Annotated in this window: 10 protein-coding genes; 3 read left to right on the top strand and 7 right to left on the bottom strand. The window is 65.4% G+C overall.

What is annotated here, in order from left to right:
• The first annotated feature begins 37 nt into the window (after positions 1–37).
• From ACO2Q4_RS06575 to chrA, 3 genes are all read left to right on the top strand, one after another.
• Positions 38–712 carry a GntR family transcriptional regulator gene (locus ACO2Q4_RS06575; protein WP_311757886.1) on the top strand — a complete coding sequence of 225 codons (675 nt, stop codon included), beginning with the start codon at positions 38–40 and terminating at the stop codon, positions 710–712.
• 251 nt (positions 713–963) lie between these two features.
• Positions 964–1,797, top strand: coding sequence for a chromate resistance protein ChrB domain-containing protein (locus ACO2Q4_RS06570; RefSeq protein WP_423318178.1), 834 nt, complete (start codon positions 964–966; stop codon positions 1,795–1,797).
• Positions 1,794–3,158: a chromate efflux transporter gene (chrA, locus tag ACO2Q4_RS06565; protein ID WP_423318176.1), complete on the top strand. Its 1,365-nt coding sequence runs from the start codon at positions 1,794–1,796 to the stop codon at positions 3,156–3,158. The genes ACO2Q4_RS06570 and chrA overlap by 4 nt, the downstream gene beginning before the upstream one ends.
• Before the next feature lie 48 nt (positions 3,159–3,206).
• On the opposite strand, the gene ACO2Q4_RS06560 is transcribed toward chrA, so the two are convergent.
• The 7 genes from ACO2Q4_RS06560 to ACO2Q4_RS06530 form a co-directional block, all read right to left on the bottom strand.
• Positions 3,207–4,673 carry an amidohydrolase family protein gene (locus ACO2Q4_RS06560; RefSeq protein WP_423318174.1) on the bottom strand — a complete coding sequence of 489 codons (1,467 nt, stop codon included), beginning with the start codon at positions 4,671–4,673 and terminating at the stop codon, positions 3,207–3,209.
• Between the two features lie 25 nt (positions 4,674–4,698).
• Positions 4,699–6,177, bottom strand: a complete 1,479-nt coding sequence (locus ACO2Q4_RS06555; protein WP_423318172.1) for a chlorohydrolase family protein — start codon at positions 6,175–6,177, stop codon at positions 4,699–4,701.
• Between the two features lie 56 nt (positions 6,178–6,233).
• The gene (locus tag ACO2Q4_RS06550) at positions 6,234–7,796 is read right to left on the bottom strand and encodes an ABC transporter substrate-binding protein (protein WP_311757881.1); all 1,563 of its coding nucleotides are present in this window, start codon (positions 7,794–7,796) and stop codon (positions 6,234–6,236) included.
• Between the two features lie 77 nt (positions 7,797–7,873).
• Positions 7,874–8,836: an ABC transporter ATP-binding protein gene (locus ACO2Q4_RS06545; protein ID WP_311757880.1), complete on the bottom strand. Its 963-nt coding sequence runs from the start codon at positions 8,834–8,836 to the stop codon at positions 7,874–7,876.
• Positions 8,833–9,819, bottom strand: a complete 987-nt coding sequence (locus ACO2Q4_RS06540) for an ABC transporter ATP-binding protein (RefSeq protein WP_423318170.1) — start codon at positions 9,817–9,819, stop codon at positions 8,833–8,835. The genes ACO2Q4_RS06545 and ACO2Q4_RS06540 overlap by 4 nt, the downstream gene beginning before the upstream one ends.
• Positions 9,812–11,323, bottom strand: a complete 1,512-nt coding sequence (locus tag ACO2Q4_RS06535) for an amidohydrolase family protein (RefSeq protein ID WP_423318169.1) — start codon at positions 11,321–11,323, stop codon at positions 9,812–9,814. The genes ACO2Q4_RS06540 and ACO2Q4_RS06535 overlap by 8 nt, the downstream gene beginning before the upstream one ends.
• Positions 11,320–12,513: an amidohydrolase family protein gene (locus ACO2Q4_RS06530; RefSeq protein WP_311757877.1), complete on the bottom strand. Its 1,194-nt coding sequence runs from the start codon at positions 12,511–12,513 to the stop codon at positions 11,320–11,322. The genes ACO2Q4_RS06535 and ACO2Q4_RS06530 overlap by 4 nt, the downstream gene beginning before the upstream one ends.
• Positions 12,514–12,515 lie beyond the last annotated feature (2 nt).

The raw sequence follows: 12,515 nt of genomic DNA, 5'->3' as shown, positions 1-12,515 counted from the left end.
ATTTGCGCTAGGATCGGAACTGCCTTTGGAGTGCGACATGGATCTGCTGAACCAAACGATGGGCGCGCTGCGCGTCGACAAGGCCACGCTGCACGATCAGGTCGTGGCGCGGATACGTGACCTGATCGTCGAGGGGGCGCTGACACCCGGCTCGCGGATCGACGAATCCGCCCTAATCGAACAGCTTGGCGTATCCCGCACCCCCTTCCGCGAGGCGCTGCGCACGCTTGCCGCCGAGGGGCTGGTCGAAATCCGCCCGACCCGCGGCAGCGTCGTGCGCAAGCTGACGCCGGACGAGGTGTTCTCGATGCTGGAGGTGCTGGCGCAACTGGAGCGGCTGGCCGCCGAACTGGCCTGCAAACGCGCCACCGAAGACCAGATCGCCAGCCTGTTGGCGATGCATGACGAGATGCTGGTGTATTATGAAAAGCGCGAGCGGATGCCCTATTTCAAGCTCAATCAGGAGTTTCACCGCGGTATCGTCGGCCTGTCCGGGAACCCGGTTCTGGTGGAAATCCACGGAAATCTTCACGCACGGCTGAAGCGCATCCGCTTCGTCGGCAATCGCGGCCCGGATTTCTGGGCCGACGCCGTGGCCGAACACGAGGAAATGGCCTTGGCCCTGCGGGCGCGCGACGGCGCGCAACTGGGCGAAATCGCATCCCGGCACATGGTGAACACTTGGACACGGGTCCGCGACGCCGTCAGCTGAATGCCGCGCGATCAAGACAATTCCGGCTTTGCAGGGCCAGTCCTGTCTGACCCCGAAGCCCGGCCGCCGCTGGCCGCCCGCGTCGCCATAAGTCGCGAGGCGGCCAGCGCGTTGGCCCGACCGCTGCCGTCTTGACAGGCGGACGCAAACTGGTCCTGATTCACCTATGGGGAAAAGCGATCTCCCCACGAGGCGGCAGCCGAAGATCGCGTTCCGATCCTGTTCACCCCGAACCCGAGGAGGGAACGCAGATGCCTGCGCCAGACGCCATCGCCTGCGACCAGCTTGCAAAGCTTGTGGGGACGCCACGCGCGCCCACGATTCTGGATATCCGACCCGCGGCCTCCCGCGCCAGCGATCCCCGGCTGATCGCATCGGCCCGGCCCTTGCCCGAGAAGTCGCTGTCCGTCGCCGATATCCGAACCCTGTCCCCCGACCTTTCCGGTCCTGTGGTCGTGGCCTGCGACGCCGGACATGGCCGCAGTCAGGGCCTTGCCGCCCTTTTGAGACACCAAGGGCTGCGCGCCGAATACCTGGAAGGCGGCCATGCCGCCTGGGTCCAGGCCGGGCTGCCCACCTGCAACCCCGCCCCGATCACCCGGCTGGACGCGTCGGGCCGCAGCGTGTGGGTCACGCGCTCGCGCCCCAAGATCGACCGCATCGCCTGCCCCTGGCTGATCCGCCGCTTTGTCGATCCGCGCGCGGTTTTCCTGTATGTGCTGCCATCCGAGGTCTCATCGGTCGCTGATCTGGTGGGTGCCATGCCCTATGACATCGAAGACGTGTTCTGGAGCCACCGGGGCGAGGAATGCACCTTCGACACCATGATCCGGGAATTCGGCCTGCGGATTCCCGCGCTTGATCGGCTGGCCATGATCGTGCGCGGGGCGGATACCGACCGGCTGGACCTGGCACCAGAATGCGCGGGGCTGCTGGCCGCTTCGCTGGGACTGTCCCGGATGCACAGTGACGATCTTGCCCAGCTTGAGGCGGGGATGGGACTTTACGACGCCTTCTATCGCTGGTGCCGCGACGCCACCGGAGAACGGCACAACTGGGAAAATCACGCGGGCCCGGCCAGATGAGCAGGGATCCTGGCTTTCCATCGCTGTGGCAGGCCACCAAAGTCTGGGCGCGCATCGCCGCCCTGTCCTTTGGCGGGCCTGCCGGGCAGATCGCGATCATGCACCGCACCCTGGTCGAAGAGCGCAAGTGGCTGGGCGACAACCGCTTTCTGCACGCCCTCAACTTCTGCATGTTGCTTCCCGGCCCCGAGGCGCAGCAACTGGCCACCTATATCGGCTGGCTGATGCACGGGGTCAGGGGCGCGGTCATCGCGGGCGGGCTATTCGTCCTGCCGGGCATCGTCAGCATCATGGCGCTCAGCTGGATCTATGCGATCTGGGGCGAGGTTGGCCTCGTCTCGGGCCTGTTCTTCGGGTTGAAGGCCGCGGTGCTGGCAATCGTCCTGCAAGCCGTGGTGCGCGTCGGCAGCCGCGCCCTGCGGAACGGGATGATGCGGCTTGTCGCGGGCCTGTCCTTCCTACTGATCTTTCTGTTCGACATGCCGTTTCCGCTGATCGTTGCGGGCGCGGCACTGATCGGTTGGGCCGGGGCCAAGGCCGGTCTTGCGGCTTTCAGGGGCGCTGGCGGCCACGGATCTGGCGCAGGTGCGCATGTCCACGACGCCGAAACCCTGCTTGGCGAGGAGACCGACTTTTCCGCCGCGGATCAAAGGGGTGCGATCCGCGCCGGGTTCTGGGCCATCGCATTGTGGCTGGTGCCCGTCATCCTGCTATGGCAACTGGCCCCCGGATCGGTCTTCCAAGAGATCGCAGGCTATTTCTCGAAGCTGGCCATGCTGTCTTTCGGCGGAGCCTACGCAGTTCTCGCCTGGGTCGCGCAAGAAGCGGTCGGCACCTATGGCTGGCTTCGCCCGGGCGAGATGCTGGACGGTCTCGGCATGGCCGAAACGACGCCCGGTCCCCTGATCATGGTGCTGCAGTTCGTGGGCTTCATGGGAGCATTCCGCGATGCCGGATGGGCCCTGCCGCTGGCCGCGGGCACCCTTGGCGGGCTTCTGGCGACCTGGGTCACCTTTGCCCCCTGCTTCGCCTGGATCTTTCTGGGCGCCCCCTTCATGGAGCGGTTGCGCGCCAATCCCGCGCTGGCCGGCGCCTTGTCGACGGTCACGGCGGCGGTGGTGGGCGTGATCCTGAACCTTGCGGTCTGGTTCGCCTTTCATGTCGTCTGGTCAGAGGTGGCAAAACTGGAGCGTGGCCCGCTGTCGGTCGAATTGCCGGTCCTGCACTCGATCGACTGGACCGCCGCGGCACTGTCGGCGCTGACGCTGTTTGTGGTGTTCCGGCTGAAACCGGGCATGATGACCGTGCTTTGCTCGGCCGCCGCGCTGGGGGTCGCGCTGCATCTGGTCGGGCTGGCCTGATCGCGGAACGGGGGGCCGCCTCGCTGCCCCCCTTCGATCCGGCTTGCTTTACTGAAGCTCGGGCAGGCTGACCGGCTCTTCGAAGGTGCGGTAAAGCTGACCCCAGCCCGGCTCATGCAGGTGGCGTTCCAGCCCCGCGCGAGTGACCAGCGCACGGGCTTCGCGGTTCCCTTCGGCAAAGGCTTCTATTTCGTCCACCTGCGTGATCCTGCGATCCTGCATGATGATCCGGCCATCGACCATCACCGTCTCGACATCCGAACCGACGCCCTGCGCGATCAGGCGATGGACCGGTTGCCAGTCGGGCGTCATGTGGGGCGCGCGCATGTCGATCACGGCAAGATCGGCCTTCTTTCCCGCCTCCAGCGAGCCGATCTGATCCTCCATTCCCAGCGCGCGGGCGGCGTCGATGGTGATCATTTCCAGCACCTTGCCCGGCGGGAAGTAATAGCGGTCGTGGCCGCGCAGAACATGCTGAACCGACTGGAACAGCCGCGCGGTCTGCAAAAGATCGAAGAAGCGGTTCGGTGCGGTTCCGTCCGTGGTGACCGCCACGTTGATGCCCCGCGCCATCATCTCGATCACCGGCGTATTGCGGCCCGGGGGCGCGTGCGTGACCGAGGTGCCGGTCTGGGCAAGGATGTCGATTTCCGCCGGAGAGATCCCCCAGCAATGTTGCAGGTGAATGTCAGGCCCCAGCAGGGCGTTTTCCTTGTCCTGGAAAGCCAGCCGGATATGGCCCGCAAAGGCGTCGGAATGCAGGCGGATCCCGTATTTCCGGGCAAGCTCGCGCACCGCGCGGGCATGGTCGCGGTCATCCTGGGTCAGCCGCACGGCCTGGTCCGGGGTCGAGATGTTCGACGGATCGATGGAGGGCACGATGGTGAATGGCGTCAGATAGACCTTGATCCGCCCGTTGCCGCTGCCGTCCAGCGTCTGGATCGCGGCCTCGGCCCCCTCCATCATCTCGGCAAAGGTAATGCTGCGCCGAACCGGCGTCCCCGTTTCCCAGCGCGTGACGTCGCGGGGCCAGGGCAGGCCAGCCGGGCCGGTGCAGATGATCTCGCGCAGACCAAGCTGGTCATAGGCGCGCGCATGCCCCACCGCGAATTCCGGGTCGTCGCTGCGCGGCATGGACGAGATGATGCTGACGCCGGTGGTGACGCCCGCACGCAACCGCTCCAGCCCCGAAACCATGCCTTCTGCCTGCCAGAACTCGCGCGTGGTGTGATGCCAATAGGTCGGGGTGACGATCTTCATCCACAACGGGCTGGTATCGGCCGCGATGCCCCGGATCAGGCAATGTCCGGCATGGCCATGCGCGTCGATCAGGCCGGGGATCACCAGCTTGCCCCGGCAATCGATCACCCGGTCGCCGGGTTCGGGACGCATCTCGGCGCTGGCGCCCACGGCAGCGATGCGGTCATCGACCACGCGTACCGCACCATCCTCGATGATCCGGCGGGCGGGGTCCATGGTGATGACCGTGGCATTAAGGAAAATCGTGGCGGGCATCGGGCCTCCTGCAGCGGTTGTCGGATCAGAGAATCGGAAAGGCGGGCCGGAAAAGCTGGTCCACCGGCGGGTGCTTCCAGCTGCGATCCGGGTATTTTGCGACCAGCCCTTCGAACTGGGCCTGTGCCTGTGCGCGGGCGGCGGCCATGTCCATCCCGGTAACCTGACCCCGGCGCATCGACAGGCGACCATCGACGAAGACCGCCTCGGTCACCTTGCCATTGCCTCCAAGGACAAGCGTGGTGATCGGATCGACGGTCGGCACCATATGCGGATCGTCCAGCCGGAAGACCGCAATATCGGCCTTGGCTCCGGCCTGAAGCCGTCCAAGGTCGGGCCGGTTCAGCGCGCGCGCACCGCCAAGCGTCGCGGCCTCGAAGAACTGGGCCGAAAAGGCGGCATCCGGCCGCCCTTCGGCGATGCGGCACGCGATCAGGCCCGACAGCATGTTCATCCACATGTCGGGCGGCGCGGTATCCGTCGCCATGCCGATATTCACGCCGCGCGCGCGGATCGAGGCAAAGGATTTCAGCACCGACCCCATCCGCGCCGAAACCAGCGGCGAATGGGCCAGCGTCACCCCATGGGTGGCGTAAAGGTCAAGATCGGTCTCCGTGGCATGAGTGCCGTGGGGCGCAATCAGTCGGCGATTGAAGGCACCCAGTCCCACCAGCCACTCAGCCGCGGTGCGGCCGTGCAAGCGCGCCATGGTGTCGGTTTCCAGCTTGCCCTGCGCCATGTGCAGGCGGACCGGCACGTCCAGCTCTCCGGCCAGATCCATCGTGGCGCGCATCAGCGCGGCGGTATTTGTCTCGACCCGGTCGGGGGCCAGAAGGCCGTTGATCAGGCCCCCTGCATCGCCCGCGCGGCGGCGGATGAAATCGGCCGCCCCTGCCAGCCCAGCAAATCCCCGCGCCTCGTCGAAGCGCATGTGAAACTGGCCAACATCGTCGACCACCGTTCCCCCCGACCGATAGGCCGGGCCAAGAAAGACCCGCAGGCCCAGTTGGGCGGCCGCGTCGGCGGCGGCATCGAACTCGGCAACCGTCTCAGCCCATTCCCGGTAATACAGGGACGCGATGGGCAGCGCCGTCGTGATCCCGTTCAGCAGAAGCGTGGCAAAGGAAAACTTCTTCTGGAAGGCGAGTTCCTCGGGCGAATACATCTCGTATGGCCCGCGCGCCGCATAGGTGTCCGGCCAGATCCGGCCCCGCTGCCAGCCGGGCTGGTTGTCCAGGACCAGCGAATAGGTATCCAGGTCCGACAGCGCGTCCAGGTCGATCAGCCCGGGGCTGACAAGGGCCACGCCGAAATCGATGCGTCGATCGACCTCTCCCGGAAATCGCGATCCCGCATAAAGGATATCGCGCCCCTCGATCACCAGCTCTCCGCGCTTGTGAAAGACATGGCCGCCGTCGTGATGGGCAAGCAGCCAATCCGCAGTCAGAAGTGTCCGACCCCTGGGGCGCTCGCCCAGTGGAAGTGCATCTAGTCCGTCAGGCATATCCGTCCCGTCCGTCAGGGATGCGCCGCCCCACAGGGGACGGCGCGTTGTGTCGATTACTTGCCGACCACGGTGAACCAGTGGCGTGCCTTGTTGTCGGCGCGCAGGTCCATGCTTTCGATCTTCGAGCTGGTCGCCCAGGCGATGGGCTGCTGGTGCAGCGGAATCGCGAGAACCTCGTCCTTGGCGACTTTCAGCGCGGCGGCTTCCAGCTTCAGCCGTTCGTCAGGGTCGGTGGCCTGCGCCGCCTGCTTGACCAGATCGTCCAGCGCCGGAACCGACCAGCCGCCATAGTTCGAGACGCCATAGGTGCCTTCCTTGGTGGACAGGACCTGCGACAGGATCGAGAAGGCATCAAGCGTCGGTTCGTTCGCCCAGCTCAGGTTGAAGACCTCGGTATCACCTTTCGAACGCTTGGGCGACTGGACCGCGCGCGGAGCCATGTCGATGGTCGGCGCAAAGCCGGCCCGGCTCAGCATGTTGGCGACGCCCTGGCACCAGTCTTCCTCGTTGATGCTCTCGTCGTTCATGCAGGTATAGTTGAAGGCCAGCCCTTCCTTGCCTGCTTCCTTCAGCAAGGCCTTGGCCTTTTCCGGGTCTGCGGGCTGATAGGTGTCCAGCTCGGCAGAATAGCCCGCGATATCCGGGGCGATCAGCGAACCCGAGGGGCGCGCAAGACCGCGCATGATGCGCTTGTTGATCAGGTCGCGGTCGATCGCCAGTTCGAAGGCCTGGCGAACCTTCAGGTCGTTGAAGGGGTTCTCGGCGCCGCTCGGCAGCTTTTCGCGGCGGTTGAACGCGACGAAGACGGTGCGAAGTTCGGTCAGGGCCGTGACCTTGATGTTCGGATCGGCCTTCAGGCGCTCAAGATCCTGGATCGGGGCGCTGTCGATCACGTCGACCTCGCCCGACAACAGCGCCGCGATGCGCGTCGCAGCCGACGAGATCGGGATATACTCGAGCCGGTCGATATTGTGCTTCTTCTCGTCCCACCAGCCGTCATTGACCAGCAGAACGGTCATCGCGTCGGGCTTGCGGCTTTCCAGCTTGAAGGGACCGGTGCCGTTGGTGTGGGTGGTGGCGTAGCCTTCGATCCCCTCGTCATAGCGGGTCGGCTGCTCGGTGTTGTTGGCCTTGAGCCAACCGGCATCGAAGATGAAGATGTTGGTGATGTCGTTCAGGAACAGCGATGATGGCGAGGTGACGTCGATTTCGACCGTCATGTCGTCGATCTTCCGGACATCCTTGAACAGCGGCATGTTGCCCTTGAGCGGCGAGGACGGATCGGCCGCGCGCTTGAACGAGGCCACCACGTCATCGGCGGTGAAATCCGCACCGTCATGGAACTTGACGCCTTCGCGCAGCTTGAAGCGCCAGAACTTGCCATCGACCAGCTCCCACGAGGTTGCCAGCGCCGGCTCAAGCTTGAACTGCTTGTCGTAGCGGACCAGCCCTTCATAGATGTGGTTCAGGAATGCGAGGTTCGAGGTCGAGGGGATCGAGTTCGGGTCAAGCGAATAGATATCCGCGCGCGAAGCCCATTTGACGGTTTCGGCATGCGCGGCGATGGCGCTGACCGACAGCGCAAGCGCGGCGGCAAGTTTCGTGACGATGGACATGTTCTCTCCTGCTGGGGTCGGACTTGTTGCCGGCGCGTGCCGGGTGGTTCCCCGGGGGCCGGGCCCCCGGTGGGATTTCAGGCGAAATGGCAGGCGACGCGGGCGCCGTCGGCCTTGGCAAGCAGTTCGGGGCGGTCGGACTTACAACGTTCGGTTGCAAGCTGGCACCGGGTGTGGAAGGCGCATCCCGGCGGCGGCGCCAGCGGGCTTGGAACCTCGCCCGCCGTCACCTCGCGGTCGCGCTGAGGATGCTCGATATTCGGGATCGTCTGCAAAAGCAGGCGCGTATAGGGGTGCTTAGGGTCGGCGAACAGCGTTTCGGTATCCGCTTCCTCGACAATGCGGCCCAGATACATGACCGCAATCCGGTCGGACATGTGGCGCACGACCGAAAGGTCATGGCTGATGAACAGATAGGTCAGGCCCAGTTCGTCCTGCAGGCGTCGCATCAGGTTCAGGATCTGCGCCTGAACCGACACGTCCAGTGCCGAAGTCGGCTCGTCGCAGACCAGGAACTCCGGCTCGGACGCCAGGGCGCGCGCGATCGAGATGCGCTGGCGCTGACCGCCCGAGAATTCATGCGGGAATTTGTCGCCATCGGCCGCGTTCAGGCCGACGATCTCCAGAAGCTCGGCGACGCGGGATTCGACCTCGGCAGGGGTCTCGCGCAGCTTCAGTTCGCGCAGCGGCTCGGCGATGATATTCTTGACCCGCCAGCGCGGGTTTAGCGAGGCATAGGGGTCCTGAAAGATCATCTGCGCCGAAAGCGGCGCGCCGGACTTGCCGGGTGCAAAGCGGATCTCGCCCGACGAGGGGGGATAGATCCCGGTCACCAGCCGCGCCACCGTCGACTTGCCGCAACCGGATTCCCCGACAAGGCTAAGGCAGCCGCCGCGCGGAACGCTGAACGTCACATCGTTGACCGCGTGCAGGCTTTTGCGTTTCTGGCGATAGATCAGGCGGTTGAGAAAGGGCGGCGAAACGTCGAAGGACCGGTCGAGACGGTTTACCTCCAGCGCGGCGCTTGGGTCGGCGGTCATGCGACACCTCCATCGTGAAGCCAGCAGGCAGCGGCCCCTGCCCCGGTCGGAACCAGCGCCGGCTGGTCGCGGCGACAGCGCGGCCCGGCGGTGATGCAACGCGGGTTGAAGGCGCAGCCGGGGGGAATGGCGTTCAGCCGCGGCATTGCGCCGTCGATCTGGTGCAGATGCGCGACCCGCGCCCCCAGTGCCGGGATCGAGGCCATCAGCCCCTTGGTATAGGGATGGGACGGATTGCGAAGCACCGTCTCGACCGAGCCGATCTCGATCAGGCGACCGGCATACATGACCGCGACGCGGTCGGCGGTTTCGGCAATGACGCCCATGTCATGGGTCACAAGCATGACGGCCGTGCCATGTTCCTTGCAAAGCCGGCGCAGAAGGCCGGTGATCTGTGCCTGGATCGAGACATCCAGCGCGGTCGTGGGCTCGTCCGCGATGATCAGGCGCGGCTTTGCCGCCAGCGCCAGCGCGATCACGACCCTTTGTCGCATCCCGCCCGAAAACTGGTGGGGATAGTGGTCGACACGTTCCGCCGGGCCGGGGATGCCAACCTCTTTCAGCAATCCGATGGCCCTTTCGCGTGCGGCTGAGCGGCTCATCTCGGGCATGTGCTGGCGGATGGTCTCGGTGAGCTGGTTGCCCACGGTGAACAGCGGGTTCAGCGAGGTCAGGGGGTCCTGGAAGATCGCGCCGATTTCGCGGCCGCGGACCTTTTCCATGTCGCGGTCGGTCAGGTTGTCGATCCTGCGCCCGGCCAGCCAGACCTCGCCCGATGCGATGTGGCCCGGACGCTCCAGCAGGCCCTGGATGGCAAGGCCGGTCATGGACTTGCCCGCGCCCGACTCTCCGACCATGCCCAGGATTTCACCGGGGCGGATCTCCAGCGAGATGTCGTTCAGCGCGCGCAGCGTTCCGTGACGGTTCGGAAACTCGACAACCAGGTTCTTGACCTCAAGGCAGGTCTGTCGGGCATCATCCATGCGGTGCCTCCCGGGCGGGGTAGCTGGGGGGGAAGATTTCCTCGACCGGGGGATGGTCCCAGGTCCGGGCGGGGTATTGCGCGATCAGGCGATCGAATTGCGCCTGCGCCTGTTCGCGCGCTTGGGCCATGTCGATCCCTGCGACCTCGCCAAAGCGCATCGAAAGCCGGCCATCGACGAAGACGGCGCGCGTGACCTTGCCCGAGCCGCCCGTCACCAGCGTGGTGATCGGGTCGATGGACGGGGCCATGAACGCGTCATCAAGACCAAAGACCGCGATATCGGCACGGGATCCGGGCGCAAGGCGACCCAGATCGTCGCGACCCAACGCGACCGCCCCGCCAAGCGTGGCGGCATCGAAGAAGTCGCGGCAAGACACCTTGTCGGCGGTGCCGTCATTCATGCGGCAGGTGACAAGCCCGACCAGCAGGTTCATCAGCATGTCGGGCGGCGTGGTATCCGTCCCCATGGCGATGTTGACACCCATACCCTTCAGCTTCGAGAACGAGTCAAGGCTGCTGCCGCCCCGGCCGGACACCAGCGGGCAATGAACGATCGAGACGCCGTGGCGGGCGTAAAGCGCCAGATCCTCGTCTGTGGCATTCGTCGCGTGGGGCGCGATCAGGCGATCGCTCAACAGGCCGTTGCGCGCAAGCCAAACCGGCGCGGTATCGCCGTGAAGCGCACGGACGGTGTTCACTTCCATCGAGCCCTGGGCCATGTGCAGGCGCACCTTGACGCCAAGCTCTTCGGCTTTCGTGACGCTTGCCTGCAGCAGGCCAAGGGTCGAGGTCTCGACCCGGTCGGGGGCCAGAAGCCCCTGCACCAGCCCGTCGAAACGGCCCGCCTGTCGCCCGATATAGGTTGCCGCATCCTCAAGCCCCTGAAGGCCCCGGGCCTCGTCGAAATGGGCGCGCATGTCGCCCGGCCCGTGCAGCACCATCCCGCCCGAACGATAGGCCGGGGACAGGAAGACGCGCAGTCCCAGATCGCCCGCCGCATCCGCTGCGGCATCGAACTCGGCAACCGTCTCGCCCCATTCGCGATAGAACAGCGAGGCGATCGGCGCAGCGGTGGTAATGCCGTTCAGAAGCAACTGGCCAAAGGCAAAGCGCTTCTGAAACGCCAGTTCCTCGGGCGTATACATCTCGTAGGGGCCGCGCTCGACATAGGACAGCGGCCAGACGCGGCCCTTTTTCCATGGCGGGAAATGGTCGATGCCAAGGATCGTGGTGTCCAGATCCGACAGCGCGTCAAGGTCGATCAGGCCGGGAGAGATCAGCGCAGGCCCAAAATCGATGCGGCGCGCAACCTCTCCGGGAAAGTCGTGGCCGGTGAAGACGACAGCGCCACCTTCGATCACCACCTGGCCCTTACGCAGCAGCACGTGGCCCTGTCCTTCATGGGCCAGAACCCAGTCGGCGGTCAGCAGCGTGCGGCCATCGGGACGAGCGCCAAGCGTCAGGTCGTCCAGCGCCTGTTTGGCGGAAAGGCTGGTCGTCATGGCATGTCCACGATGCAGATGCCCTCACGGGCGATGACCTTGCCGCCCTTGACGACAAGCGGGGGCGTCGCGGGCTGGACCACCGCGTGACCGATGGTCTGGCCCTGCAGCAGCACGAAATCGGCGTGGCAGCCGGGCGCAAGTCCATAGTCCTTCAACGCCATGATGTCGGCGCCGCCCTGGCTGACGATCTCCAGTATCGCGCGCAGATCGATATCCGAGCGGACGCCGTTCTTCATGCCGATGATCCGCGCGCGGTCCATCATGTCTGGCAGCCCCCACGGACCCCAGGTGTCGCGGATGCCGTCGCAGCCCGCCCCGACACGGACCCCCGCCTCGCGCAGGCGCTTGACCGAGGGCACACTGGCCGAGGGCGCGCCGGTCGTGGCGATGCCGATATCCAGTTCCGCGATCTCATCGATCAGCTTGCCGACACGCAGATAGTCGTTCATGCCAAGCGCAAAGGCATGGCTGATGACGAACTTGCCCTGCATCCCGTTCGCGCGGACCCGTTCGAAGATCAGCTCCATGGTAAAGGCGCCAAGCTCTCCGACCTCGTGCAGGTGGATGTCGATCGGCACGCCGTGCTTGACCGCCAGCTTGAACAGCGCGTCAAGCTGACCCTTGGGGTCGCGGTCTATGCCGCAGGGATCGATGCCGCCCAGAACCTCGCAACCATTGGCCAGCGCGGTATCAAGCAGTTCCAGCGTCCCCGGCATGACCATCAGCCCGGATTGCGGGAAGGCCACGATCTCGATGTCGATGATGCCCTTCAGCTTTTCGCGGGTCTGCTGCACGCCCTCGACCAGGCGCAGACCGTGGGTCGTGTCGATATCGACATGGCTGCGGATATGGCTTGCGCCATGCGCGGCAAGCCCGATGGCATGGCGCATCGATTGACGATGCGGGTCAAGGCCCAGTTCCAACCGCTGTTCGCGTTCGAAATCGATCCGCCCGCGCAGGATGGCGGCGCGATTGTTCACGTGCCAGTCCATGCCCCATGTGGTCTTGTCCAGGTGGGTATGGGCATCGATCAGGCCGGGCCACAGGATCGCGCCCTTGCCGTCCTCGGCCGGGATGCCCGGATGATCGGCGATGGCGCCCAGTTCGACGATCCTGCCGTCGCGGATCAGGATATCGGTCGCCTCGGCCCCAAAGGGACGAACGTTCCGAAGGATCAGGTTGCTCATGG

It is taken from the genome of Paracoccus sp. KR1-242 (assembly GCF_049446195.1).
Classification (GTDB): Bacteria; Pseudomonadota; Alphaproteobacteria; order Rhodobacterales; family Rhodobacteraceae; genus Paracoccus; species Paracoccus broussonetiae.
Note: the sequence above shows the minus strand (reverse complement) of the source record. Positions and strands in the feature narration are given on the sequence as shown.

What these genes read in the sequence shown, in the direction of transcription:
- ACO2Q4_RS06575 (WP_311757886.1), top strand. Translation starts at nt 38, where the DNA reads ATGGATCTGCTGAACCAAACGATGGGCGCGCTGCGCGTCGACAAGGCC.
- ACO2Q4_RS06570 (WP_423318178.1), top strand. Translation starts at nt 964, where the DNA reads ATGCCTGCGCCAGACGCCATCGCCTGCGACCAGCTTGCAAAGCTTGTG.
- chrA (WP_423318176.1), top strand. Translation starts at nt 1,794, where the DNA reads ATGAGCAGGGATCCTGGCTTTCCATCGCTGTGGCAGGCCACCAAAGTC.
- ACO2Q4_RS06560 (WP_423318174.1), bottom strand. Translation starts at nt 4,673, where the DNA reads ATGCCCGCCACGATTTTCCTTAATGCCACGGTCATCACCATGGACCCC.
- ACO2Q4_RS06555 (WP_423318172.1), bottom strand. Translation starts at nt 6,177, where the DNA reads ATGCCTGACGGACTAGATGCACTTCCACTGGGCGAGCGCCCCAGGGGT.
- ACO2Q4_RS06550 (WP_311757881.1), bottom strand. Translation starts at nt 7,796, where the DNA reads ATGTCCATCGTCACGAAACTTGCCGCCGCGCTTGCGCTGTCGGTCAGC.
- ACO2Q4_RS06545 (WP_311757880.1), bottom strand. Translation starts at nt 8,836, where the DNA reads ATGACCGCCGACCCAAGCGCCGCGCTGGAGGTAAACCGTCTCGACCGG.
- ACO2Q4_RS06540 (WP_423318170.1), bottom strand. Translation starts at nt 9,819, where the DNA reads ATGGATGATGCCCGACAGACCTGCCTTGAGGTCAAGAACCTGGTTGTC.
- ACO2Q4_RS06535 (WP_423318169.1), bottom strand. Translation starts at nt 11,323, where the DNA reads ATGACGACCAGCCTTTCCGCCAAACAGGCGCTGGACGACCTGACGCTT.
- ACO2Q4_RS06530 (WP_311757877.1), bottom strand. Translation starts at nt 12,513, where the DNA reads ATGAGCAACCTGATCCTTCGGAACGTTCGTCCCTTTGGGGCCGAGGCG.